Consider the following 25,313-nt stretch of genomic DNA (forward strand, 5'->3'; position numbering starts at 1 on the left):
AGACAGCAATGACACAAAGCCCCCCGAAACGTATCGCTGTTGCAGTACAAGGCGGCGGAGCGCACGGCGCTTTTAGCTGGGGCGTGCTCGACAGATTGCTGGAATCGGTCGGGCAACGGGAACTGGTCATTACCGCGTTGAGCGGCACGAGCGCAGGCGGCTTCAACGCAGCGCTATGCGCGTTCGCGCTCGGCGCCGGCAAGGACCAGGCGTCTGAGGCAGCCAATGCGAAGCGGCTACTCGAAGAGTACTGGCTCGCCGATGCCGCCGAGGCGCTTTTCAGCCCCTATTCATCGACCGCGAAGGTATGGCACGACACGCTCGGAACCTGGAACATCGATAACGCGCCCGTCAGCCTTTTGGCGTCGGTGAACAACCAGGTGTGGTCGCCTGCGTTCTTCCTGCAATACGACTGGCTTGCCGCGGTGCTCGGCAACAAGATCGACTTCAACGCACTGCAGGCACAGACGAACCCACCTGAGTTGTACATCGCCACGACCAATATCACCGAGGGACGCCGCGACATTTTCGCGCGAACTGCTGTCACGCTGGAGGTTCTCAAGGCTTCGGCCAGCATTCCCCAGGTCTTTCTGCCGCCCAAATATGGCGAAAGCTATTACTGGGACGGCGGATTCATGGGTAATCCTGCCATAACCCCATTGATAACCCATGCGACCGATGTCGTCATCATCCAGCTCAATCCGTTTTCTCGTAAAGAGCCACCGCTCACCGCCATGCAGATCAACAACCGGGTCAACGAGATTACGTTCAACTCTTCGCTGGTCCATGAAATCAATGCAATTTGCGCCGTCAACAAGATGGTCGATTACTTCGAAGCTTTGGGAAAAGAGAACGATATCGCGAAGGAAGCGGCGAAACTGCTGCCCGTCAACAAGATCAATCTCACCAGGATCACCAACGAGCCCTTCCTGCGCACACTCGGTTACGCATCCAAGGCCGTTATCGTCAAAGATTTCCTTATTGAGTTGCGTGACCAGGGGCGCGATGCGGCGGATAAATGGCTGAACGAATGTCTCCCGCTGCTTGCCGATACGGCTCCCCCTCATGCGGGAATTCCCAGTCAGCCAACGGACAAACCGCGTGAATTTCCAGCCGATGTCATCGATAAAACGTTGAGCAGGAGACACATTATTCGCTAGCGTATCGGCTTGCGTCGTGCATAGCTTGATCAAAATCAAAAGCGATAGCCCACGCGCAGATAAGTGACGATCGGATCAAGCGAGACCTTCGCTTCAGTGCGCCGCGTGAGTGTGCCGACAGGTGTCTGCGACTGCGTGGTGAAGGTACCCGTTGTACTCATTGGAATATACGACACCGAAAAACCGGCGAACCAATGGTCCGAAAACGCGTAAGTGAATCCTATATTGAATACGGGCGCCCACACCGTACTCGCCTCCACGCTGGTCGGTCCTCCTAGTCCGCGCGCCTCGAAGGCCGCGTTGGTGATTTTTCCGTCGCTGAAAGACGTGCGTGTTACGCCAATGCCGACGTACGGCCTGAATCTGGCTTGAGATGCGAGGAAGAAGTATTTGAAAAGCAGCGTGGGACTCCACTGCTTCACTGATCCGAGCGTCCCGAAACTCGCAAGCGACCCCGTTCCGCTCACGTCGAATTTCGGCGGCACGCCGAATTCGAATTCCCCTGCGATGTGATCCGTTACGAAGTAGCCGACTGTGAAGCCGATCGTGTCGGAACTCGAAACGCCGGCACCCGTGTTGGGAACGGTGATGTCGACGGGGCTCCCTCCGACCGACGTGATCTTCAATGGGCTGCTGCTATCTTGCGGCGCGAAATGAAACCAGCCGGTCGTGACAAAGATGCTCCCCTCCGTTTGCGCAACGCTCGCGATGGGAAGGGCAATCGACAACACACATACGCCAACAAACCCGGATGCATTCACTTTGCGCTCCTCCCGTAACGCGCATCACGAAGCCAGTGCCGATATCTATCGAAACATTGATCGTCATTCTTTTGCTGCTAGAAAAAGTCGTCACGGTATCGCATGTCTCGCAGTTAACCGTAGGTTCCCATCTGAGGAAAGTCAAGGTGCGGCTTTTTTAGTTTACTAAATCCTCAAGGCGCGTTTATATAACCAATAGCCCGCATGCTGATTCTGTGGCGTCTCTTGCAGGGATAGAAAAAAATAGAGTTCTCGCGATGACGATTCAACATCCATGGCACTTTTATAACGGTGGAAGATTTCGTTTTTGTCGACTTCCGGTTTCAGAATTCGGCACTTGCCGAGACATTCTGCGAGCTCTCAGAACAGCATCCGCCTAATTGCTGTGTTTCATCGATTTGTTAGTCGTGCGCGTAAGAGGTTATTGCAAAATGGTTTGTGTCAAGTATCACTGTCTTACATTCCGCAGGTCGAGGACACAATTTGGCGTGAATTTCGTTGCCAGTCTGGTGGGCGAAATGCGCCTCTGGCCCGCCGGGTAGTGGGTGCAACTGACGCCGCAAATCCGTGACTGTTACGAAACGGCATTAACGTTGGTTGAAAATTTAGCAGTACCGATTTAACATAGCGGGAGAATGTCTAGCCGACAAGAACTTTCTCCGCCCAAGGCCCGCTTCATCTTGCACAGCGAGCGCCTGGGACCTTTACCCCTCGTCAATCACTTCATTGATCGACTCGGCCTGGAGGCCTTGCTCGATCGCCACGTTCCCTCAGACGCACGCTGTGCGGTAGCTCACGCCCGGGCCCTTGGCGTGCTGCTGCGCTCGATCATCGTCGAGCGCGAGCCGATCTGCCGCCAGCAGGAGACCGTGCATGGCTTTGCAAGCGGGATGTTTGGCATCGGTCCCGAGGAGATGGATCACCTCAGCGATGACCGGCTTGGCCGTGCGCTGGATCACCTGTTTGACGCCGACCGGGCGCCCTTGCTCACCGAGGCGGCACTGGCCGTTGCCCAGCGCTTCGGCGTCAACTTCGACGAGTGTCACAACGGCAGCACGACCATCAGCTTCTGTGGCAGCTATCGTGGCGCTTCAGGCCGCAAGATCCGTGGACGCACGGCACCGGCGATCACCTATGGGTATTCGAAGTATGTGGCGAGCGCAGTTATGTGGCGGGGTGGTGGAAACCCGGTGATTGATCGCGGGCTCGCCCTGGAGCTGGCCACATAATCAGGAACCCCTAGAATGATGTGTCCTTCCACAAGGAGGTGACCATCATGTTCGAACTACTCTTCTCACGACCGTCTGCAGTGAAGCGGCACCAGGATGCCCCGTTGGCCGCCGAACGAACCGCGTATCTCACGAAACTGATTGATCAGGGATCCTCGTTGAGCGTGGCCCGGCAAGCAGCATTCGTGTGCCGATGGGTTGCTCAGCGGATCAGGAGTTGGCCGCCCGATCTGGCCATATGCGAAGAAGACCTGGAGATGCTAGCCGTATCGTGGGCACGCCGACGTGCGACGAACCGAAGTCGGGCGGTGCCATTAGGCTCGAAGACGCGACTGCGGGGCGCTGCCGAGATTGATCTGCAGATCAGGACGATTATCGAGAAGCACCATGTTGCCCGCTATCTGAAGGTTCGTCGCACCGTATGCGAAGAACACGAGTACAGGCAGACGCGCCGGGGTCGCCCGGGACCCGAGACTGCTTACCGCAAGATCACAAAGCGGCGCTTTGGCATTGAGTGGAGCACCGACGAACAGACCATCGCTAACGACCACTGCAGCGATGGCATGTACCCGTTGGTGACAAACGATCGCAACCTGTCACCGGCCCAGGTGCTGGAGGCCCACAAGGGCCAGCCGATGATCGAGAAGCGCTTCGAACAGGTCAAGACCGTACACGAGATCGCACCGGTGTTTTTGAAGGATGAAGGCCGTATCGAGGCGTTCTTCACGCTGTACTTCCTTGCACTGCTCGTGCAGGCGCTCATTGAACGCGAGCTGCGCCTTGCCATGAAGCGCGAGAATATCGACGAACTGCCTCTTTATCCCGAGCAGCGTCAGTGCGCACGCCCCACGACCGAACAGATCCTGCGCCTGTTCAGCCTCGCCGAACGTCACCGGCTGATCGATGGAGCACACACTGTGCAGGTCTTCGACGTTCCACTCACGGAATTGCAGCGTCAGCTGCTCGGGCTACTCGGTGTCCCGGAAGACGCCTTTCGCCCGCCGCACTAGCGACGAAATTCACGCCAAATTGTGTCCTCGACGTGCGGAATGTAAGTCACTGTCACCCGACACAAAGCTTTCAAAACATCGCAAACATCAGGCGTCTTATCGGAGTCGCCGCCTGCATTCGCACGGCGGGACAGTGCAGGAGAAGATCATGGTGCATGCAGGCTCCGATGTCGACGCGATCAATCAATCGATCGCAAAACGCTGGAACATCCTCGACTGGGACAAAGTGTATCCCTGGTGGCGCAGGCCATCGAACGTTCGCATCCTCGTCTATGCAGACGGCCTGATCCATTTGCAAGGGGGCAGTTTTCAAGGCATGCAGTATGTCTATCAACTGCTGAAGAGTCGAGCATATTCATACGTCAACTTCTCGGTTTCGTTTGCACATCGTGACGGTGCCGATCCCTCTGCAACCATCAAGGGCGCGATGCGGCTGACCGACCTCGATGTCATGAACAACTTTGACGAGATCTTGGTTCTTCGGATTCAACAGCGATCCGAGCCTCACGCCAGCCGAGCTGGCGCTTCTGGACACGTTCATGTCCGCGCCCAAGCAAGGGGGCATACTCGTTACCGGTGATCATGCAAACCTCGGCCAGGGCATTGCGGGACAGATTCGTCTGTGCAGGCAAGATGCGCCTTTATCCAGCGCCCGATAATCTCTTCCCTGACTGGAATACGACACTCGTCGAAGGCCCGGACCCCGGCGCGACTTACGATTTTGACGACCAGTCCGACGACACGCCACAGCAGATTCGCTACAAGCGTTACATCGTGGGGTCCAGGGCGGGCGTGATCTTGCGCACTCGTCCGCATCCCCTGCTGTGCGGGCCGGACGGCCCGATCGATGTCCTTCCCGACCATCAGCACGAAGGGGAAGCATTGGCGCCCATACCCGTTCCGGGCGATCCCGACTGGCCGACCAAAGCCGGGCATCAAGAGCGCCCCGAAGTTATCGCCTGGGGACGGATAAAGGACCCGAATGCCACGAAGCATGGTCAGGAAATTGGCGTGATTTCGGCTTACGATGGACATACCGTCGATGTCGGGCGAATCTCCGCCGATTCTACCTGGCATCATTGGTTCGATATCAATCTCACTGGTCGCGAGCCGACCCCGTCGCTGCCGCCCTACGCTGGGTTTGACCAAACTCCCGCCGGCCAGCAAGTGCTCAAGAAGCTTGATGCATATTTTCTGAACACTGGCGTCTGGTTAGCGCCCCCCTCGCGGCAATTCGAAATGCGCTTCGCCGCATAGTGGCCCATCTTGTGGACGAGTCAGATCATCGAGCTTTCGCGTGCGGCCTCTATTATCCAGCTAGGCGCTGCGGCGATCGATGCACTCGGCCGGCGCACCTCAAGATGCATGGCATACTCGTTTATTCTCGACCTTCCTTTGATCAAGTCAAAAATTCCGAAACACGAATGGCCGGAATTGCAGGATAAGCTCCATCTTGTCGACTTTCCCCTTGAGCAATTCGTGGCCGGTGGAATCATACGTCGGCTAATAAAAGAATTCGGTGTTGGAGTGCAGCATATGAGCTTTCCTGTCGAGCCACCCACTGACGACAGCCTTGAGCGCGCGGTGGAGACGGGCGCTGAAGAGGGGCTGCTCGAACTGGGGCAGTACTATCGTGAAGACATGAAGCAGCTGGGCGAGATTGTCGAACGTCATCTGACCAAGGTGCGAAAGGACCAACCGGAAGAAGAAGTTGTCGCGCCCAAGTAACCCGCGCGGGCGCGTTTGCCTATGCAGATGCGTCCGCGGTGCGGAATTCTCATGCTCTCACTAGCTTGATTTGCAAAACTCAACAATGGTGCATCGTCCGATTGATTTACCTGATGTAGAAGACGACCACTCACAGATCAAGAACATGGCAGCGAGGCATCATCGAAATGCACTGAAATCTGTTTCTGGCTTGAGATTGAGCCATTGACATTTGCATCGTTTGGTCACTCATACTATAGGCGGAGAATCTCCCGCTAGTCGTGTAGCCAGGGAATCAATGTCCTCTCCATGCGAACAGTCCGATACTCAAACCGCATCACGTATGCAAGAATCCTCGTGACACGTCCAACACACGTTCTCCCTTCAACTCATGGGAACTGTTGACCTCGAACCTCAGGTACTCGCTTATCGCCAGGGTGTGGCGTCTGTTCTCGCGCGCCACAACAGCACGGTCGACTGTGTGATCACGATCGCGACGCTGGAAGCCTACTTCTGGCTTGAGCCCTCCAGCCAGTGATGCCCAGATCCTGAAAACGTTCCGGGACGGGTAGACCGCATCCGGACAATCGCCGAACGCAAGATGCTGGCGCAACCAACTGCACGCCTTGAATTGACAGTCGCACTCACCTCTTTCTTTACCGATGGATGGCGCCTCGATTATGGCATTCCGGTTGTCTGCGAGATTACGACAGGTGTGCTGCGAAATTGCTGCGCCCCTGAAGAGACGTGCCGGATTGGCGCCCTCATCGCAGCCCACTACGCAAATCAGAACAAAAAATGCCCACCACCGGATACGGTCGATGCGTAATAACACACACCAAAAATCACGGGTAACTCACTGGTCCTTCACCCGAAGGGACACCGGGTACAACCTCCCCAGACAGCTATCAGCCTGTGCCTTCAGCACGCGTTCGACCAGTTTCCGAGACGACACACCCGCAAAAGTTTCGAGCATGCCGGCCACCGCTTCGTTGTTGAGTGCCGAGACGCTGCCGCCGCGAATCAATGCGCCTACGCCCGCGGAAGACAGCGCTTCCGCGCCCGCCGCGAACATGTCGATTCGCATCGTGAGTTCATCTGCCTGGATATTGGCCGCCATGCATTCGTCGCTGCCGAACAGCCCCGTAGCGCATGCCGTCGAGCCATAGACCGCCTTCGGATGCGGCCCGTTCGCGTCGAAGATCGCCTCCACCAGCACGCGTATCATCTGAGGGCCGAATTCAGATGCCTTCGGGTAGGTTGCCTGCGGAACGAGCGATTGCCCACTACCGACATTCAGGCCGATTCCCGCGAATCGCACCGAAAAGCCCGCGCGAGTAACGAAGCTCGTCGTTCCGAGCGTCAAAGAATCGCACGGGTCATCGCCTCTCTTGCCGCATACTTTTCCCAGTTCGCCGGCAACGATCGTCTTGATCTGATCGTCGGGTACGGCGCCGTTGAGCTTCTCGCCAATGCGCGCTGAAATTCTCTTCGTGACGAGATCGAGAGCGCCACTCTGATCGAACGTCAACTGGATGAACTGTCCGCCCCGGAAGTAGGCGTCGAAGTATGTCGAAAGAAAACGCGCCACATTGAAGAGCTTCACGTCGGTTCTCAGGCCCCTCGATGCGGCGGCGCCGTCGTAGGGCGCATTCACTTCCTGCATGATGCGTCCGGCCGCAAGTAAGGTCACGAGATGAAATGCGCGAAACGCGGCCATCTTCTGAAAATCGCTAGTCAGACTCTTGCGTTCCCGCTCACCGACCGACGCAACCTCGATCCCATCATCGTCGGCTGCTTTGCCATCGCCCGCTGCATTGGTCTGCGGGACATCTCGCGTCTTATCCGGAAGCAATTGCGAACGATCGCCGTCGTGATTCGTGACCACGTCGATGACGTTCAGGCCCTGCTGAACTGCACCTTGCGCATCCTGCGACGCGAGAGTCTCTGAGACGCCCTCCCCACTTGCCGTGTTGAGCCACGGAATGGCGCGAATCAATTGCGCTTCGACCGATTGATCCGTCCGGCTCACTGCGCCGCGCGACGCAACTTGCAACAGCCGCTGAGCCTGCTGGATGTTTTCCCGAGCCACCAGTGGCGCGGTAGGCAGGCCAAGAGATCCCAGACGCTGGAAAGCCGGCTCGGTTCTAGCCCACACGAAGGCGTTGCGCAGACGCGCGTCCGGCGTCGATGCCACGGCGGCCGACTGGTTCTCCTTGGGATTGGAACAGCTTTTGAATGGCGTCGCGACGACGGATGCGCTTTTCGGCATCGACAATGACGAGCATCCGCCAAGCAGCAGCACGAGCCCACCAGCCGACAGGCCGAACGTACAAGAACGGGGCATACGACGAACGGCACTTGCGAGCAGCAGAACACGGGCAAGCGACAAGATACGACCCGGGAATGTGCCGATCATCATTTCCTCCGTGCAGCTTCGTTAGAAGAGGATCATTGCGTCAACCGGATCAGAGCTGGTCAGCCTTTTGAGGCCGAAGCCTGAACGATCACGCTGGTTTGCGCGAGGACGCGTCGCTTCACTTGAGAAAATCATAGTTTTTGAATAAGCCACTCGAATACATAGGAACTCTATCTACTAACGTGACGAAATTTATGTGCTATCTCGTCGCCGTGAGATTCGCTTGCTCAAACGCCCCGCATGCACTATCCATGAAAGGACAGCATTTATCCGCTCCAGGGAGTTCGACATGCACACGTTCCCCTCGCCTTATTCGTGGCTATCTTACCCGGCCCAGCAGGTCATCTTCATCGTGTTGCTCGTATCGACGACCGCATTGACCGTGTACCTGTCGTGTGCCCAGAGCCGGCTGCAATCCGTCCTTAAATATGGCGTAGTCGAACTCGAAACACCGACGACAGAAGCACACGCGACAACGCTCGTCTCCAGTCTGAAAAGCCAGGGACTGGTCGAGGAAGCGCGCCGGCAAACGCTGATCGACTATGTCTATCTGCTGCTTTATCCCCTTGCACTTTCGTTGACCTGCGCACTGCTTGCCCGCGGTCTGGACGGAAAGAACCACCTGATCGGAACAGCCATTTCCTGGGGCGTCCTTCTCGCTTGCCCATTCGATGCGTGTGAGAACTGGGCAATGCTCAAAATGCTGGCGGGCACGACCTCGGCTCCCTGGCCGATGCTCGCCACGATATGCGCTTCGGCCAAATTCACACTGACGGCGGGCGGCATCTTCTTCGTCATCTACGGCGGTATCGCCCGACTATGGCAATGGCTTGCATGAGCAAGGGCAGTCCAATACGACGCTCTGTTCCAAAGCCGCTTAACGGTCGCCTCACGGACGGGCGGTCCGCGCCGGGGCGACATTCGAGGTCGGCGGCTCCTGCTCCTTGAGGCGCTTCATCGTGCCCTGCCAGAGAAACAGCTTGTCGAACACGTGCAGATGCAGGCGTGCAAGCAAAAAACCGAATGTCGCCATCCCAAACCCGATGAGTATTTCCGTTGGCGTCTTTCGATAGTTCAAGACTTTACCGAGCACGCCAAGCCCCAACAGGCACAGAGCAGCAAAGCCCACGCCTGTTGCCAATTGCTTCACGAAGCGCGTGCCGTTGGACGGATCCCAGTTTACATATGTGAAGTACAGGAGAATGACGAGCGTGAAGATCGCGAAGACGCCAGCGATAATCTGCAACTGGCGCATCAACATCCAGACCTTGAAGAAAAGGGTATTGGCAACCTTGAGCTGCGTGACGAGCGGCGCATCGCGGCGCCGATCCTTCAGGAAGCCTTCGATCCCGAGAAAAGTCCATTCCTCCCGAGGGTGCGGTGGGACAGGAAATCCCAACGCCGTGTCGTCGAGGTAATGCTCGGTCATCAGGTAGCCGCTCGCCATCAACGCGTACGCCTCCGCCTCGGAGAACGAATCGAGATCGGTTCGAATGCCGGCAAGCAAGCGCTGAACGTGACGCTGGACGCCGTATGACGTCAGTGGGTCGGGTGTCACTGGCGGCGACGGTTCTTGAGTATCGATCCAGTCGACCGGAGTCGTTTCGAGGTCTTTCTTGAGATGGATGAAAAGAAGTCCTCTGAGCAAGCCGCCTCTCAATCTGCCCGATAGCTGTTCAAACTGAGCGACGCGCACTCGCGCCTGAAGGATGCTGTTTGCCCGCAGCGGCACTCCCAGCAGGCCATTGCTCGGAAAATCGAGGTCCTGCATCTGCCCGCTTGCGTCACTCACGATCAATACCGAGCAGTCCTGTTCTAGCAGCGCCGCCACACCTTGATTGTCGTGCACGCCACCATCCACGAGTCGCACCAGTGGCCGGACCATACGGTCTTCGGTGGACGGTCTGCGCTCATAGATGTTCGCAAGTGTCAGCGGCTCGAAAATTCCCGGCACACACGCGGACGCCGCCACGGCGTAGCCGAGTCGGACGCGCTCATGGGGTGACGGCGCGTCCGAGTAATACATGCGGCGCAGCCGATAATTCGCGTCCACCTCGGAGTCGATACCTGCAGGAGGTTCACCCATCCACGACGCCGTGAAATGCCAGTTGTGCCCGGTGTTCAGTGTCGTCGCATTGAGCACCAGAACCGGTGCCTTCGCCGCCCGACGCCAGTTGTGATCCTTAGGGGAAAAATCGAGCTGCGCGTCCTTCGGGCGAATCTTTACATCGTTTAGCCAGCGACTGCCGGCACCTTCTCCGTCGGCGACCTTCGAAAAGATCTCAGACTCATACAACTCCCCGGCCCGCATGGTGCGGGAATATCCCGGGAGAAAGATCATCTTCAGGTTGGTCAGCCACTCGGCGGCGATCCGCGTTCGTACATTCGACTTGACGCCCTCGAAGAAGTCGGTCTCGATCTTTCGAACGATGCGGATGTAATCGTCTCGCTCGATTTCAAGGTCACGCTTTTCCTGGAGCAGCTTTCGTACCTCCAGATAGTAATGCGCGCCGATGATCGATCCTCCCGAAACGCAGGAGAGACATTCGACGTGACGCAGCAGGTCGAGTTCGGCCAGCTTGGCGAGCACGCCGATGTGATAGAACGACGCCCGAAATCCTCCGCCCGAGAGCGCCAGTCCCACCTTGCCGCGAACCGCGGATTCCAGAGCCTGCGAGCTCGCACCGAGGAACTCGCGCAGGACTTCCTCAAGGCGTGGGTCGACCTGCTGCGAGCGCTGGTGCGCGACATTCCTTTTCATGACCAGCAGCGCCGCGATCTGGCGAGCCGTGCTTTCCTGCTCCCAGTCTGGCACGCCGGGAAGCGCGGCGGCGTTCATCAGCCATTCGCCAGCAGATTCGCAAGCGTCGAGGCCGAAATAGGCTTCTCCGACGGTGACGAGAAACCACCATTTTCCGCGTAGCCATTCCTTGCCGGGTTGATCCGGCAGCGTTGCCAGCTTGTCGACGATTTCCTTGCGGATCGCCATTGCTTCCCGGCGTTGCGGCGATATCAAGAGGTCGACATCTGCGGGCTGGTCGGGCACGTTCGCGATGTCGGCGAGACAATCCGATACGAATGCCGCGTTGATCGCTGTATATCCGAAGTCGTTCTCGACACCCTGCCGATAGCCGCGACAATAGAAAGCAAACGACGATTCGAGATAGCGCACCTGCGCCGTCAACTCCCATTTCCGTTTGAAGATGGCGCCAGCAAGCCCTAGCGTCTCCTGGTCTACAGTCGTTTCGAGGTCGGTCACCGACTGCAGGATACTGAACGCATCGTCGAGTTTCTTGTCGTTCGCGAGGTCCGGATCTTTGTAAGTGCAAAGCGCCCGCTTCTGCCCGACTTTGACCCGCAGCGCCGCATTGCTATTCAGGTCGCGGTGATCCGCGCAACGCTCCAGAATCTTGCGCGCCAGACCGAATCTGCGGCTACGGCGAAGCACTTCCTCCAGATCGAGCACCACGGTCGGCTTCGCTTCCTTGCCGCCTATGATTTCACGCGCTGCGCTCTCTGCTTCCAACAGGCTCTTTTCCATCGCCGCGCCCCTCCATGAACAGGTTGACTATCGGGTTAGCGCCCGGCTTTCAGGTTCGCGGCAGGGCGTCGCTTGAAGTAGGAACTCACATCGTGTCCGGCAAAAGCGCTTTGCCGCGTTGGAAGGCGTCGGTGAACTGGTCGATTCCGTGCGATCCTCCGTTCACCAGCTTGCGCGCGCGGGCCATGTCGCCAGCGATCAGCGCCTGTTTGATCGCGATCTCCTTGTCGGCGAGAAAGAGCGCGAGCAGACTCGAGGCGATGCCCTGTTCGCCGGCGCGCTCGGGCGTTTCGATGAGATTCACCTTCGGCGACAGCAGCGCGCCGTATTTCGCGTAGTTCGCTCGTCCCGTGAGCTGGATGTATCCGCGCCCCTTGAACCGGTCGCCATCAGGCGCGCCCTGGTTGCCGAGGTCCTTGCGCGCGTCGTAGAGATCGAAGGGATGCCCCGACGGAGAGGTATTGAAACGCGACTGTCCTTCGTCGATCGGCTTGAAGCACTCGACTTCCGCACGCACGGTCGCAAGGGCCATGAGGACCATCGGCTTGTCGGAGAGCCGGTGCTCGACGAGTGAAGAAAGAATCCCTGGCAAGTTAGCTTTGATATTGCCAATGGGTGTCGAGGGAAACATCTGGCTGACTACCTGAACGGTAACGGCGGGGATGGAACTCGGCAATGTGTCATCGTTGGCAAGCCCGAGCGCCGTCAGCGTTCGCGGGCCCGCGACTCCGTCGGCGAGCATGCCAGAGCTTTTCTGAAACGCCATCACCGCCGCGACCGTGCCCTGACCGTAGACCGAGTCGATATCGCCCGGATTGAAGCCGCGCTCAAGGAGTGATTTCTGCAACTGCTGGACATCGCTGCCGGTATCGCCTTGCCTGAGAACGCTGGTGACCATGTCTTCTCTCCTGCCGCCATTAAGAATCGAACGGCGCCTTCTCGCCCGCGGGCAGACGCCGCATGTAACCGCAACAGCCTCTGTTGCCGAATCGACCCTTCAGCACGGGCCACCGTCCTTGACCGGATCGCTGAATGGAATGTCTTTGGCCTCACGCAGAATCGAGCGCGGCCCACGTCTTCGGGCCGATGATCCCGTCCGGCACCAGATGCTTGGCGCGCTGGAACTCCCTCACTTTTGCTTCGACGTCCGCATCGAAGATGCCGTCAGCCTCGATGCGCAGCTTCGCCTGCACTTGCTTGACGAACTCGCCCGCCATGTCGCGCCGCAAGGTTGGACGCCTTTGAACACCCGCGGACTCTGGCTCCGCCGCCGGAATCATCGGGCGAGGTGCCGCGGTCCGATTCAGGAAGCCCGCGACCGTCGCGCGAAACACATTCATGTCGAAGGTCGGGTCGCTCTTGCGGCCAGGCGGCAGCGCGTATTCCTTGTGCCCGGCGCATGCGTTCTCGTCGCGCCCAATATGCGCGAGAATCGCCGCGACGCCTCGCGCGTAGGCGTCCATCTGCACCTCAGGCCACGGATCGGACGGCACGCCGCGGTTTTCCGCCTCGATGCCGATGAAGTTCCTATTGCCCGTAGTGACGCCGTACCACGCGCCGTCGCCCGCGTGATTGCATCGGCCGGCCGCGATGATGTAGAAAGTGCCATCCCGTCCCAGCCCGAGTTGTGCGAGCGGGCCACTCAGATCGCTGCGTCCGTCGATAAGCGTACGCAAGCTCGGCATATTGCCGTCGCGCGCGGTCGCCGTGTGATGACAGATGACGCCGGCGATCGCGCCCATGTGTGCGCGCCCTCGGCTCTCCCAACCATCGACGGGCGCGACCTTCAGGCCGGCATTCCTGAGCACGGCCGGCAGCCAAAGCAGTTCGTAGATCATGTCAACTCACGCCTCCTTGAGCCGCAGGCAACTGATTGTCGGGCGTGGCGTCGGTGACTTCGACCTCGCAACCGTCCTCGTGACTGTCGGCTGGCGGCTTCGGCTCGACGGACGGCGTCGGCACGCTGATGGGTGGCGGCATGATCTGAATGGTCGTCGGCGGTGCGCCCGGCATGCGCGTTATATCCGCACCGGTCTGGCGGTCCTCGGATGACTCCTCCTGACTCTTTTCGTGCGGCTTGACGGTCGAGCGGATCACCATGATCTTGTTCAATATGTCGAACCAGAACGGCGCACCCAGTGTGATGGCGACTGCGGTAAGCAGCCAGCCGAGCGGCTTCATCAACCACGCGTGATATCTGTTCCAGGCCGGCCTGAGGTAGTCCACCAGCGTGTGTTCGCCGGGCGACGCCTGCGCCGCTCTCTGCGCGGCCGCCAATCCGTTGGCCGTGTCCTGCGAGTCCTGCTGGAAGAGGAAGTCCCAGCCGATCGGAAGCTGGAGTTTGTTGATCTGCTTCTTCACATCCGCGTAGCTGCTCGGTTCCCCGTTCGTCTCCTTCGCGATCGAACCAGCCTGAGCGACGATGGCTCCGCGCTGTGTCTCGTTGCGATACAGATAATCCGCGAGGCTGATCGTGTCGACGTTGAAACCGACCGCAACGATAAGCCCGATCCAGAACAGCACGCCCTGAGTCGAACGGCGGTAGCGGCCCGATATCCGGTCCATTGCGCTGTCGTACCAGGTCTCAAGGCTCTTCTTCGCCTTCTCGAGATCGCCGCTCGCGGTATCGAGCGCGGTGAGCACGGCGCGCTGCACCGACGGGTTGCCGATGGTTGCGATATGTGCGCGAACGTCGGCGATGGTAATGGGATGCGTCGCATCGGAGTTCGGATGCTGCATGGCGCCGGCCGTGCCCGAATCATTGGAGGGCGCGGGCCCGCGCCCGATGATATCAATGAGCGCCGCGGCGAAGCTGGCGGAGGGGATGTATGCAGGAAGCTTGTGGCCTCGCGTGAACAGACCCGCCGTCCTGCCCGACGCAGGCGAGGCGTAAGCGCCCGGAAAAAGACTGCAGATGAGCGGATGATCGTAGAACAGTTTCGCAAGACCCTTGCCTTCGGCATCGAAGAGCAGTTCGCGAATGCCGCTCTCGAGATACGACGCACGGGTTCGGAGCCATCCCTCGAGGCCTTCACGAAGCGCCGTGCACATCAGGCTCAGCAGCAAGTAGATGAAGACGATCCCAATTGCGACTTCGAGAATGGCCGAATTGAACATGGCGTCTCCCTTTCTTGTTCACGGCGCGATGGGGCGAGCTATCGTTTCTACCAAAGCAGGTTAGTCAAAATTCAGTAAATCTTTTGAATGTTATGTACGTTAGCCAACACAGGCTTCGGCGGCGGCAGCGAACAAATTACTTACTTCGTTTTCCGGCGCACTGCGTTCAACGTCGACTTGAATTTCTTTCGCGGCATCCTGAACGTTTAACCATTCGCAGCGTTTGGCAGAGGACATGGCTTCATCGGTTTCGAATCCGAGGCAAAACACGCAAGCGTATTTTGCACAGCACGGGAGTTCGTTGGCACAACGCTCGATCTCCATCAGTCCGATGGCTATGGAAACCATCAATCATGTCGAGACGGCCTGATCGCAGTCTTCTGCTTCCTAAGCTGGCGCAAGTTTGTGGGCGATTTCCACGGCGACCAGCGGCTTGAGTTGCGGAGTGAAACGCGGCCGCGCGCGATCGGGCGCATCGCTCATATGGCCGCTGAAGAGAAAAGCCGGGCAAAGTTGTCTTTGGCATTTCGGCTTCCCGGTCGAAAGACCTGTTTCCCCATCATGTAGATGGTTGGATGCAAACGGTGCCGCGCGCGACTCACTCTATCAATCCCGTGAATCCGGCGATTGAGTTAATTCAATTTATGCGAGAAGATGTACTGCGATTCATTTGTTTATTATGCTCCCGCTTAAATGCAGCGATTTGTGCGGGGCGAGAATCCAGATGTCGATCCACTTTGAGGCGAGGTGTCGACATCGCGTAGTACTCACTGGGAGGCCGTCATGAGTCGACCCATTTTCATCAGCTACGCGAGCGACAATAGGCGCTTCCAGTCGGATCGCGAACTGTTCGACTCGTTCCTCGAAAAGCTCGAAAACGAGATCGAGCAGATCATGGGCCCTCGTCAAGACAAGGTCGCTTTCGTCGCGCATCGTGACATCGAAACGGGAGACGAGTGGCCGGCCGACCTAGGCGATGCCCTGCGAACTGCTCGCGTCATGCTGTACTTCGGCTCGGCGCATTACTACAACAGTCAGTGGTGCGGCCGCGAATTCGAAGTCTTTCAGACGCGGCGCCGTGCGTGGATTACCGCCCATCCTGGCGAACCGACTCCATTGACGATAGTGCCCGTCAAGTGGATCCCGACCGATGAACCGGAAGTGGCGTCCCGATATCAGGATTCAAATGCTGCGTTTCCGCCGGACTATCGCGAGCTCGGCTTGCGCAAACTGCTGGATCTCGAGCGAAAAGCCGAGTGGAAACAGGTGTTGACAGCGCTAGCGAAGCGGTTGACCGAGGCATTGAACAGCCCGATCCATCTGCCGGATCTGCAGCACCTCGAACCGATGCATCAGATCGCGAGCGCATTCCATTCAGTTCCAGCCGCCACCGGTGCGCATGCCGCGCTGGTGGCACCCGCAGCGTCTGCGATACGCGGCAATATTGCCTGTTTCGTTTTCGTGGCAGGCACGCAAGCTGAAATCGTCAAGGTTGATCGTCGCGATACCACGGCATGGGGCGTCACAGATGGATGGGACTGGCGTCCTTATCATCCGCAATCGCCCGAAAGTGTCGGCGCGCTGGCACAGCGGGCCGCCGGGGATCGCAATTTGCGATTCGTCCAGCTCGATTGTGGCAAGCAACTCATAGACAAATTGCGCGAAGCGAAGGGCGCCCGGATTCCAGTGGTGATTTTCGCTGATCCATGGAGTGCGCAACTCGAGCCGTACCGCGAGTTGCTCAAGGAGTATGACGAAGTGAATCTGCTGAACTGCGCCGTCCTCGTACCGTGGAATCGCGACGATCCTGAGACATTGGACAACGAGAAGACCCTGTTGTCGAATCTGGAGAAGGCCTGCAACCAGAAGATGTTGCTGCGCTATCCGGGCCATCACTGGAAAATCGGTTCGAGCGACGAATTCCGTGCCCGCGCCAGCATGATCCTCGACGAGATCACGCATTCCTTGCTCGCCAACACGGAAAGAGCCGATATCCGCCGCGCGGAAAGCCCCGCACTTGCAGCCGCGGCGAAAGAGCAAGGTATTCGCCCCGACGTACAGCCACATCTCGTGGCCACTCCTCCCGACGCCGGAGCGCCGTCATGTCCAGCCTGAACGGTCGAATCGACATGCAAGCAGCGAAGCCGCCAGGACGTGTCGTCACTTTCTATTCGTACAAGGGTGGAACGGGACGATCGATGGCGTTGGCAAATACAGCATGGGTCCTGGCGGCCAACGGCATGCGCGTGCTGACGATCGATTGGGATCTGGAAGCCCCCGGGCTCCAGCGGTATTTTCAGCCGTATCTTAAGGATCCCGCCCTCGAAGCCTCAGACGGGTTGATGGACTTTATTCTTTCGTTCGCCAATGCGGCCCTATCGTCGCCGGAGCAAGCCGAGACGGAAGCCTGGTTCGAGCGCTACGCGGACTTGCGCATGGTCGCCTATTCCGTCAACTGGGACGGCTTCGAGAAGCGCGGCGGCCGGCTGGATTTCGTCCCCGCAGGACGCCAGGACGCTGGGTATTCGCTGCGCGTCAATTCATTCAACTGGCAGCACTTCTATAGCAAGCTGGGTGGCGGTATCTTCCTCGAGGAAGTCAAACGCCGGCTGCGCGCGGAATACGACTACGTGCTGATCGACAGCCGCACAGGCGTAAGCGACACCTCGGGCGTGTGTACTGTACAGATGCCCGACACGCTCGTCGTCTGCTTCACGCTCAACCAGCAGAGCATTTACGGTGCCGCGGGCACGGCCACGTCAGCAGTCGAGCAGCGGCGCGGGCCGGACAACATCAGTACGTTGCGCGTGATGCCGGTGCCGACACGCGTGGACAGCAGCGAGAAAGAGCGAGTCGATTCCGCGCGCGCGCAGGCTCGCGAACGATTCGAGCGTTTCCTCGACTGGCTCGACGAAGACGAAATCGACGAGTATTGGAGCGACGTCGAGATGCCTTACATCCCGTTCTATTCGCTGGAGGAAGTACTCGCCGTATTTGACAAGCCGCGGGTGCGCACGTCGTTGCTGCCCTCGATCGAGGGGCTGGTGTCCTGGCTTTCTGAACAGACGATCGTCGAAATGCCGGCGCTCGACGAAACGCAGCGGCAGGAGCAGATGGCCCGTTTTCTGCGGCCACCGGCGCCGCCGCGCCCGCGCGTCCGGCAAGAGCGGCGCGTGCTGTTTGCAAGCTACGCGCACCGTGACGTCGACGACAGCTTGCGTACCTTCATGAACGATCTGTCCCAAGAAGTCGGCACACTAACTGGCCTGGACCCCGACAGCGTCGCGTTCTTCGATTCGACTCTTTTCAGTTTCGGCACTTCTTATCTGGAAGGCATGCGCGAAGCACTGATTTCCTCTTCAGTCGTCGTGTGCTTTCTCTCGCCCGCATATATGAACAGCCAGTTTGGGATGGCCGAATATGAGCTTGCACAACAATCCGGAAAGCAGATTGTCTTGATCGAATGGGTGCCAACCCCGCAAACAAAAGACTTGATGCACTTCAGTGGTCTGCAGATGTATCTGTCTCCCAGCCACCGCGGAGGCTTCCGATATCTGATGCGCACCGATGCGGAGCGCAAGGCGTACCAATCATCATTGTTCGACATCGCGATGCAGATCACCGATGCCTGGCGCGCGCATATGGCGATGTCAGAGGCAAGTGCGCCGGTGCGAAGCACCGTCATCAACAAGGTCGAAAAGAGGCACGTACTGGTACCGATCGTAGCCGAGCGGCAACGCGTCATGCGCCTTGCGCGGCCCGCGGCGCGCAACTATGGGCTACGCCGTAGAGACTGGATGCCGTTTCCTGCCGAGCTTGCACAGGGCATCGGCGACACCATCCTGTCCGTCGCATCGAACCTCGGCGTGGATACACGTCTGATTTCGCTACATCGCTTCCGCGAATGGCTAAACCAGAGCACAGGGGCGTCAGCTGAATCGGCAGCAGGTCTGGTCATCGTGGACGCTCTCACAGCGGAAAGACTGGAATACGACCGGGAACTGATGGAGTGGAACCATCATCAACAGTTGCACGCTAGTGCGATTGTCTGCGTTCCGGGGCCGGACGCACGGGAAACATATCGCCAACGCTACCTCCAGCGCGCCGGCGTTACGCGCCGGATCGACATCGTGGCGTCAGCCGAAGAGTTGAAGACGGCACTCGAGCGTGCCTTGAGCGATCTCTCACACGGACTATGAACGCTTAACTGTTGTGTTGCGCATGTTCGGTCCATGTAGTCGAAATTGGCTGACTCGAATAACCATCCGGAAACACCAGATATTCGTCATGTTTCGCTGCATCCAATGCCAGCGCTTACGTAACTAACGACGCGGCGCGTGCAATGCCCGCAAATGCATCGACTCGCGAGTCTGAAGCCATATGCCTTTTACAAAAGGCACTCCCCAATCGTTCTTAGAACAATCGAGAGAATGGCGATTGGCAATCGCACTCTATTGATGCCGCGCAGTGGCGCCGACTACAAATCGAAAATCGTTTTCTTGAGTAAGCCTTCTGCTCTGCCACACTGAAGGGAAGGGTTTAGACTTCCCAGGATGGAATCTCATGGAAGATCTCGACGAATTCTTCTGGAGCGACCTTCTCGACTATATCGATGAAGGACGAGTCATCGCAGTAGTCGACAACGGGTTGTTGCCCGTCAGCCAGGACGAAAAGTCCTTGGGGTTCGATGCGCTTGTCGCCGCTCGCCTCGCTGAAAGGCTGCGCATCGACTTGAGCGAACTTGACGGCCCGCCGCGGCTGGAAGATGTCGTCAGCCGTTACCTGATACAGCCACGCGCGCGCAAGGAAGACCTCTACGTTCGTACCTCGCAGGTCGTCAGAGACCTCACGATCGAGCCGCCACAGGCACTCATCGACCTCGCTGCAGTACGCCGGCTCGACCTGTTCGTTACCCTATCGTTCGATGGCCTGTTGGCGCGCGCGATCGATCTCGTTCGGCACAACGGCGATCCGCGCACGTCAGTCGTGACGTTCTCACCGAATCGCGCAGCCGATCTGCCAAATCCGCGCGATCGTCTGACTGCTCCCACCGTCTTCCATCTGCTCGGCCGCCAATCGTCGGCGCCGGAGTGGGTCATCTGCGATGAAGACCGCCTCGAGTTCCTGCACGCGCTGCAGGACGATGCACGCAGGCCAAAGCTATTGTTCGACGCGTTACGCGATGATCATCTGCTGTTGCTGGGCTGCCGCCTGCCCGACTGGCTCGCGCGTTTCTTTCTGCGAGCGGCAAAGAATGAACGGCTCTCCGCGCGACGCGAAACCGTGGAATACCTGGTCGACCCGCAGGCCGACCGCGACCCCGAGCTCAAGGCCTTTCTCGCCGACTTCAGCCCGGCTACCCGCGTCGTCGCGCTGGAGCCGACAGCCTTCTGCGCCGAGTTGCGCAGCCGATGGGAACAGCGCCATCCCGCGGCCATCGTCAACGTTCCCCCGGCGCCCCCCGTGCAACGGGCCGTCGAAGGCGCGGTGTTTATCAGCTATTCGAGCCAGGATGCCGTCGCTGTGCGCGGCCTCGCGCAAGCGCTCGATGCGGCCGGTATCGACGTCTGGTTTGACCGGAATGATCTGCAGGCCGGCGACGATTGGGAGCGCCGCATCCGACGCGGCCTCGAAGCCAGCAGCCTGTTCATTCCTGTGATCTCTCGGGCCACACAAGATCCTGCGCGACGGCGGGATTTCTTTTGGCGCGAATGGATGGCTGCCGACGACCGCGCTCGCGGCATGGCACCGGACGAGCCCTTTCTCATCCCGGTCGTGATCGACGATACGTCGGCCTACGGCGGCAGCGTCCCCGATCACTTCCGCCGCGCACAATGGATAACGCTGCCCGGCGCACAGCCGACCGATGCGTTCATCACACATGTGCGTGGTCTTTACCGCCAAATCGCCAGCCACTCATGCCGGAGTTGATATGGGCACTGCAGCCGCTGAATTCGCCTTGCACGAAGATGTGTCCGGTGATGATCTGACACCTTCGCATCCGTGGCCGGGCCTCGCCTCTTTCGCCGAGGCGGACCAATACTTCTTTCGCGGGCGGGCGAGCGAGTCGGACGAACTTGCCCGGCTGGTACGTCGCGAAGTGCTGACCGTCCTGTTCGGCCGCTCGGGCCTGGGCAAGACCTCGCTTCTAGGCGCCGGCCTCTTCCCCCGTTTGCGCGAAGATCTGTATTTGCCCGTCATGATCCGGCTCGCGCACGGTGCCGAGCTACCGCTGCGCGAGCAGGTCTGGCAAGCGCTCGCCGCTGCATGCAGCGACGCCGACGTCGACGCCACCGCTCCGTCTGCGGGAGTGTCCATGTGGGAACACTTTCATCGCGCCGGGGAAGGATTCTGGAATGCGCGCAACCGCGCGTTGACACCTGTGATGGTTTTCGACCAGTTCGAAGAGATATTCACACTCGGCCAGGTCGACGAAGAGACGCGCCGCCGCGCCGACGACTTCGTGAGCGAACTGTCAGACCTGATTGAAAATCGCCCGCCGGAACCATTGCGCCGGGCGCTCGATTCCGATGCGGCGCTAGCCGGGCGCATCGACTTCAGTCGTCGCAATTGCAAGGTCGTACTGAGTTTTCGCGAGGACTTTCTGGCGGAGATCGAAGGCTTGCGCGTACGCATTCCATCGCTGATGCGCAACCGATATCGTTTGTTGCCAATGGACGGCCATCAGGCGCGGGAGGTGGTGGACAGTGGGAGCGCACTGGTGGCTGCGGGAGTGAGCGAACGGATTATCGGCCTTGCCTGGCACAACCGCGCCGAGGCCCCTGCGGCGGACGATTATGAGCGGATGGAAGTCGATCCTGCGCTGCTGAGCGTGATCTGCAGCGAACTGAACCTGCGTCGAATCGCACAGCATAGTAATCAGATCGGCGCCAGCCTGCTGGCCAGCGCCGAGCGCGAGATCCTCGTCGATTTCTATGAACGCTCGCTACAGGGTGTAGACCACCGTATGCGTGTGTTTATCGAGGATGAGCTGATCACCGAGGCCGGCCATCGGGACAGCAATGCTGTCGAGGACGCGCTAGCGCTGCCCGGCATCACGCGAGCCGAAATCGATCGGCTTGTCGCCGGCCGGCTGCTGCGCGTCGATGACCGCTTCGGCGTGCGCAGACTCGAACTGACCCATGACGTGCTGACACGTGTCGTCAAGGACAGCCGCGATGCCCGGCGGGTGCGCGAGGCGGCGGCAGCCGCCGATGCAGCCGCCGCTGAGCGTGCACGCGAGGCGCTGAAGGTGCAGCAGCGCAATCGTCGCGTCGCCATTCTGGCCGGATGCGTCGCTCTCGTGGCGACCATTTTGATCGTGGCCGCGGTGGTCGCCATACTCGTCGCGATCAAGCAGCGTCAACATGCGCAGGAGGCAGAGGGTCATACGCGCGAAACGAATCGCCAGATGATGAAAGCGACGGATGCATTGATTAGCGCCACCTCAGAGAGTGATCGGGCAAAACTGAGAAGCGAGCAAGCGGAGGCCGCCAACGCGAAGTCCCTCGACATGTTGATGGCCATGAGGGACGAAGCTGTGAAAGCTGCCACGTCGGCTGCTATTCAGCAGAAGCGGGCAGACGAAGCTATCGCTCATGCCGGACAGTTGACCCGCGACGCGGTTGTCTCCACCCTGATCGCCAACGCCGGCGCCGAAGAGGCGGAACATCCCGATCGCGCGCTTCTGCTGGGTGCCGAAGCCAGCTACGCGGCCCCTGGGCGTCTGGATGCGCAGCTCGCTCAACTCGCACGGCTGATTGCTGAGGAGGGAGTGCGCAAGATGCTCCGCATCAATGACGTAGTGAGCGCAACAACAACAAGCCCAAACGGTCGGCGGATCGCGATGGGCACCGTCAGCGGCGACGTCCTCGATCTCGATCTGGCCACCTGGACCGTGCAGCACCGTCTCCAGGGCCATAAAGGCCGTGTGGTGGCGTTGGCGTACGACTCTGATGCCACGCGTCTTGTGGCTGCAGATGACACAAACACCGTCTTCGCCTGGCAGTTGCGCGATTCAAAGGAAATCGGACACTTCGCTCTTGCCAATGCCCAACGCGTCAAGAGGATGGTCGTCAGCCACCACGGCACGTTCGTCGCGATTGCGACCAATGCGTCAGTCGATGTGTGGACAATGCCGGGACAAGGGGATGCAACGCCGCTGCGCCATGTTGGAGCGGCCGACGGAAGCTGTCTCGGTTTCGACCCGCAAGACACTACCCTGCTCTACGGTGCCCGGGACAGCATTTTCGCCACGCCGCTCTCCGAAGCCGACGGTGCATCGGCGCCCCGGACGACAGGACCTGTGCTCGCGTTCACGCCTGACTGCCGCTTCGATGCGGCGCTCCGCAAGAACTCTGACGACAAGCGCGTCATCGAGCTTCGCGACGAATCGACAGGCATCACCATCGGAACGCTGGATAGCATCGAGGGTAGCGAACTGCAGGTCGCTTTCGAGCCCGGCGGCCGCTTCGTCGCGATTCGAAACAACGGCACGACAACCGTTTGGGAGACCCGGTCCCAGCGGAAAGTCGGTGCGATCCGTCATGACATCGGCCGGGGGAGCCAGATTTCATTGAGCCCGGACGGCCGCTGGATCCGCACGGTCATGGCCGGCGGCGAGGTCGATGTGCTGCCCATCGACGGCGGCCCGGCGCCTGTCAGGACGAGGCCGGCGCAGCGCGGTGCCTACCAGTTTTCGACGAATGACGAACTGTTCGAGTACGAGATCGATCAACAGGAGACGCTGTTCACCATCTGGTCGCTCACTCCGGGCGCCGTGCTGCGTTCTCGCGAAGGCCCATATGCGGCCGACGAAGTCGAGTTCAATCGAACCGGCAGCGTGTTGGGTACATACGGTCCCAAGACCGACACCGCGGACTTCTGGGACGCGATAAAAGGCGTCCCATTGAACTCGGTGCATGCCTTTACTCATACCGACTTCAGTCCCGACGGCTCTCTACTTGCGATCCTGAACAAGGACGGAAGTATCGACGTCCAGGACATGATCGACAATGGGCATGCCCTTCTGCACCTTCCCAAGCCGCAGCATGCAGAGGTGGAGCGCTTTGCCATCAGTTGGGATAACCGGCGCTTCGCGGTCGCCTTGTCCAACGGTTCGATTCATGTGCACGAGATCCGAGGTGGGCACGAGACTGTACTCTCAGGTCATCCAGGGTCGAAAGTCGTTGCCTTCAGCCCTAACGGTCTGGCACTCGCAGTGGCGGGGGACGATGGCGTAGTACGGCTGTACCGCTTTGGTTCGCAAGAGGGCATGTTAAAACTGCCGGACCCGCATAAGAGCACCGTGCAACAACTGGCATTCAGTCCGGACGGGAAGCGACTCGTATCGGGAGGTGAAGACCGTATGGTCATCGTGCGCAACGCCGAAAGCGGACAGACGGACGCGAGGTTCGGCCCCAGTGACGGGCCAGTCAACCGCCTGGTGTTCATTGGCAACGGCGATGCTCTGGTCAGCGGCGAGGCAAAGGGAGAACGGTACGTATGGGATCTTCGCAAAGGAACCGAGCTCGCGCGGCTGCGCGCCGCAGGTGGCACCGTGTCCAGTGTGGACATCAGTCCGGGCCAGCGTCGCGTAGCGGTGCTGCACAAAGACCAGACGGTATCGTTGCGCAACTGGGGGGCGGACTCAATGCGGAAAGACGCTTGCGAGATCGCTAACCGCAATCTTGACTGCACCGAGTGGCGTCAATTCATGCTCGGCGAGCCCTACCACAAGACTTGCCCGGCACTGCCCGCGCCAGTGTGTCATTAGACAGTATGATGTAAGCGGAGCCTTGCAGCGCGTAGCGGATTCGGGAATGGGCGAGATGACACGGTGTTTTAGCCACCTACGCCCACTAGCTTTCGATAGTACGACGCCGCACAGTTTGTCCGCGCATCGTTCCGTTGATCAGCATAACGGATTGCGAACAAGCAGCATTTTTATGCTACCGAGCGCAATGCGGGGTATTCGTTCGAATCGTGCAAAATCTGGCGGTTTGCTCTGAAAAGTGCCGATTGCTCAAAGACTTACGAATCCACCGACGGCACAATAACCGCGAGATTGCGCTGCCTTGCTGCAAGCGGTCTTGCAAGCTGTCAGCGCCAGATTTTGCACGATTCGAACGATTACCCCGAAAAGGCGCATCGGATCCGTGCGAGCAAGGCGAGGATAATTTACGTGACGCTTCGATTTTTCCAATGAGTCACGTGCGGCGAAGTAACAGGCTGATACCGACTTGAGTGTATGCGATCGACTAACGACGTCTACCCAGTGACGCTCTGAGAGGCAGCCCTTTCAAGGTCTTGATCAAAATGTCCCGCCTTTGGCGCGTTTAAGCAGGCGAGCGGTACTGTGATGGGCGCG

At 59.1% G+C, this 25,313-nt stretch carries 18 protein-coding genes and 1 pseudogene; 12 read left to right on the forward strand and 7 right to left on the reverse strand.

The genetic code is table 11. The annotated features are described in order from the left end of the window. Positions 1–8: 8 nt before the first annotated feature. A complete protein-coding gene (locus SB822_RS47350; RefSeq protein WP_410857949.1) occupies positions 9–1,160 on the forward strand; it encodes a patatin-like phospholipase family protein in 1,152 nt (383 codons plus the stop codon). Between the two features lie 35 nt (positions 1,161–1,195). On the opposite strand, the gene SB822_RS47355 is transcribed toward SB822_RS47350, so the two are convergent. Then, on the reverse strand, positions 1,196–1,891 hold the full coding sequence (locus tag SB822_RS47355; protein ID WP_410857965.1) for an OmpW/AlkL family protein: 696 nt from the start codon (positions 1,889–1,891) through the stop codon (positions 1,196–1,198). A gap of 665 nt (positions 1,892–2,556) precedes the next feature. Between SB822_RS47355 and SB822_RS47360 the strand changes: the two genes are divergently transcribed. The 6 genes and pseudogenes from SB822_RS47360 to SB822_RS47385 all read left to right on the forward strand — a co-directional run. Beyond that, complete coding sequence (locus SB822_RS47360) at positions 2,557–3,150, forward strand: DUF4277 domain-containing protein (protein ID WP_410857950.1); 594 nt, start codon at positions 2,557–2,559, stop codon at positions 3,148–3,150. Between the two features lie 47 nt (positions 3,151–3,197). Next, positions 3,198–4,160, forward strand: coding sequence for a hypothetical protein (locus SB822_RS47365; RefSeq protein ID WP_410857951.1), 963 nt, complete (start codon positions 3,198–3,200; stop codon positions 4,158–4,160). A gap of 148 nt (positions 4,161–4,308) precedes the next feature. Further along, positions 4,309–4,740 carry a hypothetical protein gene (locus tag SB822_RS47370; protein ID WP_410857952.1) on the forward strand — a complete coding sequence of 144 codons (432 nt, stop codon included), beginning with the start codon at positions 4,309–4,311 and terminating at the stop codon, positions 4,738–4,740. A gap of 2 nt (positions 4,741–4,742) precedes the next feature. Further along, positions 4,743–5,417: a hypothetical protein gene (locus SB822_RS47375; RefSeq protein WP_410857953.1), complete on the forward strand. Its 675-nt coding sequence runs from the start codon at positions 4,743–4,745 to the stop codon at positions 5,415–5,417. 9 nt (positions 5,418–5,426) lie between these two features. Further along, positions 5,427–5,888: a hypothetical protein gene (locus SB822_RS47380; RefSeq protein WP_410857954.1), complete on the forward strand. Its 462-nt coding sequence runs from the start codon at positions 5,427–5,429 to the stop codon at positions 5,886–5,888. Between the two features lie 370 nt (positions 5,889–6,258). Further along, positions 6,259–6,504: pseudogene (locus tag SB822_RS47385) on the forward strand (DUF1488 family protein); the annotation flags it as partial. 219 nt (positions 6,505–6,723) lie between these two features. Here the strand turns inward: SB822_RS47385 and SB822_RS47390 are convergent. After that, positions 6,724–8,214 carry a hypothetical protein gene (locus SB822_RS47390; protein WP_410857955.1) on the reverse strand — a complete coding sequence of 497 codons (1,491 nt, stop codon included), beginning with the start codon at positions 8,212–8,214 and terminating at the stop codon, positions 6,724–6,726. A 361-nt stretch (positions 8,215–8,575) separates the two neighbouring features. Here SB822_RS47390 and SB822_RS47395 point away from each other — a divergent pair, with 361 nt between their 5' ends. Beyond that, on the forward strand, positions 8,576–9,124 hold the full coding sequence (locus tag SB822_RS47395; RefSeq protein WP_410857956.1) for a hypothetical protein: 549 nt from the start codon (positions 8,576–8,578) through the stop codon (positions 9,122–9,124). Between the two features lie 51 nt (positions 9,125–9,175). On the opposite strand, the gene SB822_RS47400 is transcribed toward SB822_RS47395, so the two are convergent. The 5 genes from SB822_RS47400 to SB822_RS47420 all read right to left on the reverse strand — a co-directional run bounded on the left by SB822_RS47400 (position 9,176) and on the right by SB822_RS47420 (position 15,292). Continuing rightward, positions 9,176–11,827, reverse strand: a complete 2,652-nt coding sequence (locus SB822_RS47400; RefSeq protein ID WP_410857957.1) for a patatin-like phospholipase family protein — start codon at positions 11,825–11,827, stop codon at positions 9,176–9,178. Between the two features lie 85 nt (positions 11,828–11,912). Next, the gene (locus SB822_RS47405; RefSeq protein WP_410857958.1) at positions 11,913–12,725 is read right to left on the reverse strand and encodes a peptidoglycan-binding protein; all 813 of its coding nucleotides are present in this window, start codon (positions 12,723–12,725) and stop codon (positions 11,913–11,915) included. A 151-nt stretch (positions 12,726–12,876) separates the two neighbouring features. Beyond that, positions 12,877–13,665 carry an N-acetylmuramoyl-L-alanine amidase gene (locus tag SB822_RS47410; RefSeq protein ID WP_410857959.1) on the reverse strand — a complete coding sequence of 263 codons (789 nt, stop codon included), beginning with the start codon at positions 13,663–13,665 and terminating at the stop codon, positions 12,877–12,879. Between the two features lies 1 nt (position 13,666). Beyond that, positions 13,667–14,944 (reverse strand): hypothetical protein, encoded by a 1,278-nt coding sequence (locus SB822_RS47415; RefSeq protein ID WP_410857960.1) that lies wholly within the window; start codon positions 14,942–14,944, stop codon positions 13,667–13,669. 99 nt (positions 14,945–15,043) lie between these two features. Continuing rightward, positions 15,044–15,292, reverse strand: a complete 249-nt coding sequence (locus tag SB822_RS47420) for a hypothetical protein (protein WP_410857961.1) — start codon at positions 15,290–15,292, stop codon at positions 15,044–15,046. Between the two features lie 435 nt (positions 15,293–15,727). Here SB822_RS47420 and fsxC point away from each other — a divergent pair, with 435 nt between their 5' ends. The 4 genes from fsxC to SB822_RS47440 all read left to right on the forward strand — a co-directional run bounded on the left by fsxC (position 15,728) and on the right by SB822_RS47440 (position 24,719). Further along, positions 15,728–17,059 (forward strand): FxsC protein, encoded by a 1,332-nt coding sequence (gene fsxC, locus SB822_RS47425; protein ID WP_410857962.1) that lies wholly within the window; start codon positions 15,728–15,730, stop codon positions 17,057–17,059. A 14-nt stretch (positions 17,060–17,073) separates the two neighbouring features. Then, the gene (locus SB822_RS47430; protein WP_410857966.1) at positions 17,074–19,143 is read left to right on the forward strand and encodes a KGGVGR-motif variant AAA ATPase; all 2,070 of its coding nucleotides are present in this window, start codon (positions 17,074–17,076) and stop codon (positions 19,141–19,143) included. 364 nt (positions 19,144–19,507) lie between these two features. Beyond that, complete coding sequence (locus tag SB822_RS47435; protein WP_410857963.1) at positions 19,508–20,875, forward strand: toll/interleukin-1 receptor domain-containing protein; 1,368 nt, start codon at positions 19,508–19,510, stop codon at positions 20,873–20,875. A 1-nt stretch (position 20,876) separates the two neighbouring features. Continuing rightward, on the forward strand, positions 20,877–24,719 hold the full coding sequence (locus SB822_RS47440) for a WD40 repeat domain-containing protein (RefSeq protein ID WP_410857964.1): 3,843 nt from the start codon (positions 20,877–20,879) through the stop codon (positions 24,717–24,719). Positions 24,720–25,313 lie beyond the last annotated feature (594 nt).

Origin of the sequence: Paraburkholderia sp. SIMBA_054, assembly GCF_046534875.1 — a bacterium.
GTDB classification, from domain to species: domain Bacteria; phylum Pseudomonadota; class Gammaproteobacteria; order Burkholderiales; family Burkholderiaceae; genus Paraburkholderia; species Paraburkholderia hospita.

Excerpts from the sequence above, each read along its gene's own strand:
- SB822_RS47390 (WP_410857955.1), bottom strand. The coding sequence starts at position 8,214 with ATGCCCCGTTCTTGTACGTTCGGCCTGTCGGCTGGTGGGCTCGTGCTG.
- SB822_RS47435 (WP_410857963.1), top strand. The coding sequence starts at position 19,508 with ATGGAAGATCTCGACGAATTCTTCTGGAGCGACCTTCTCGACTATATC.
- SB822_RS47395 (WP_410857956.1), top strand. The coding sequence starts at position 8,576 with ATGCACACGTTCCCCTCGCCTTATTCGTGGCTATCTTACCCGGCCCAG.
- SB822_RS47410 (WP_410857959.1), bottom strand. The coding sequence starts at position 13,665 with ATGATCTACGAACTGCTTTGGCTGCCGGCCGTGCTCAGGAATGCCGGC.
- SB822_RS47350 (WP_410857949.1), top strand. The coding sequence starts at position 9 with ATGACACAAAGCCCCCCGAAACGTATCGCTGTTGCAGTACAAGGCGGC.
- SB822_RS47370 (WP_410857952.1), top strand. The coding sequence starts at position 4,309 with ATGGTGCATGCAGGCTCCGATGTCGACGCGATCAATCAATCGATCGCA.
- SB822_RS47415 (WP_410857960.1), bottom strand. The coding sequence starts at position 14,944 with ATGTTCAATTCGGCCATTCTCGAAGTCGCAATTGGGATCGTCTTCATC.
- SB822_RS47365 (WP_410857951.1), top strand. The coding sequence starts at position 3,198 with ATGTTCGAACTACTCTTCTCACGACCGTCTGCAGTGAAGCGGCACCAG.
- SB822_RS47375 (WP_410857953.1), top strand. The coding sequence starts at position 4,743 with ATGCAAACCTCGGCCAGGGCATTGCGGGACAGATTCGTCTGTGCAGGC.
- SB822_RS47440 (WP_410857964.1), top strand. The coding sequence starts at position 20,877 with ATGGGCACTGCAGCCGCTGAATTCGCCTTGCACGAAGATGTGTCCGGT.
- SB822_RS47420 (WP_410857961.1), bottom strand. The coding sequence starts at position 15,292 with ATGGTTTCCATAGCCATCGGACTGATGGAGATCGAGCGTTGTGCCAAC.
- SB822_RS47430 (WP_410857966.1), top strand. The coding sequence starts at position 17,074 with ATGCAAGCAGCGAAGCCGCCAGGACGTGTCGTCACTTTCTATTCGTAC.
- SB822_RS47400 (WP_410857957.1), bottom strand. The coding sequence starts at position 11,827 with ATGGAAAAGAGCCTGTTGGAAGCAGAGAGCGCAGCGCGTGAAATCATA.
- fsxC (WP_410857962.1), top strand. The coding sequence starts at position 15,728 with ATGAGTCGACCCATTTTCATCAGCTACGCGAGCGACAATAGGCGCTTC.
- SB822_RS47405 (WP_410857958.1), bottom strand. The coding sequence starts at position 12,725 with ATGGTCACCAGCGTTCTCAGGCAAGGCGATACCGGCAGCGATGTCCAG.
- SB822_RS47360 (WP_410857950.1), top strand. The coding sequence starts at position 2,557 with ATGTCTAGCCGACAAGAACTTTCTCCGCCCAAGGCCCGCTTCATCTTG.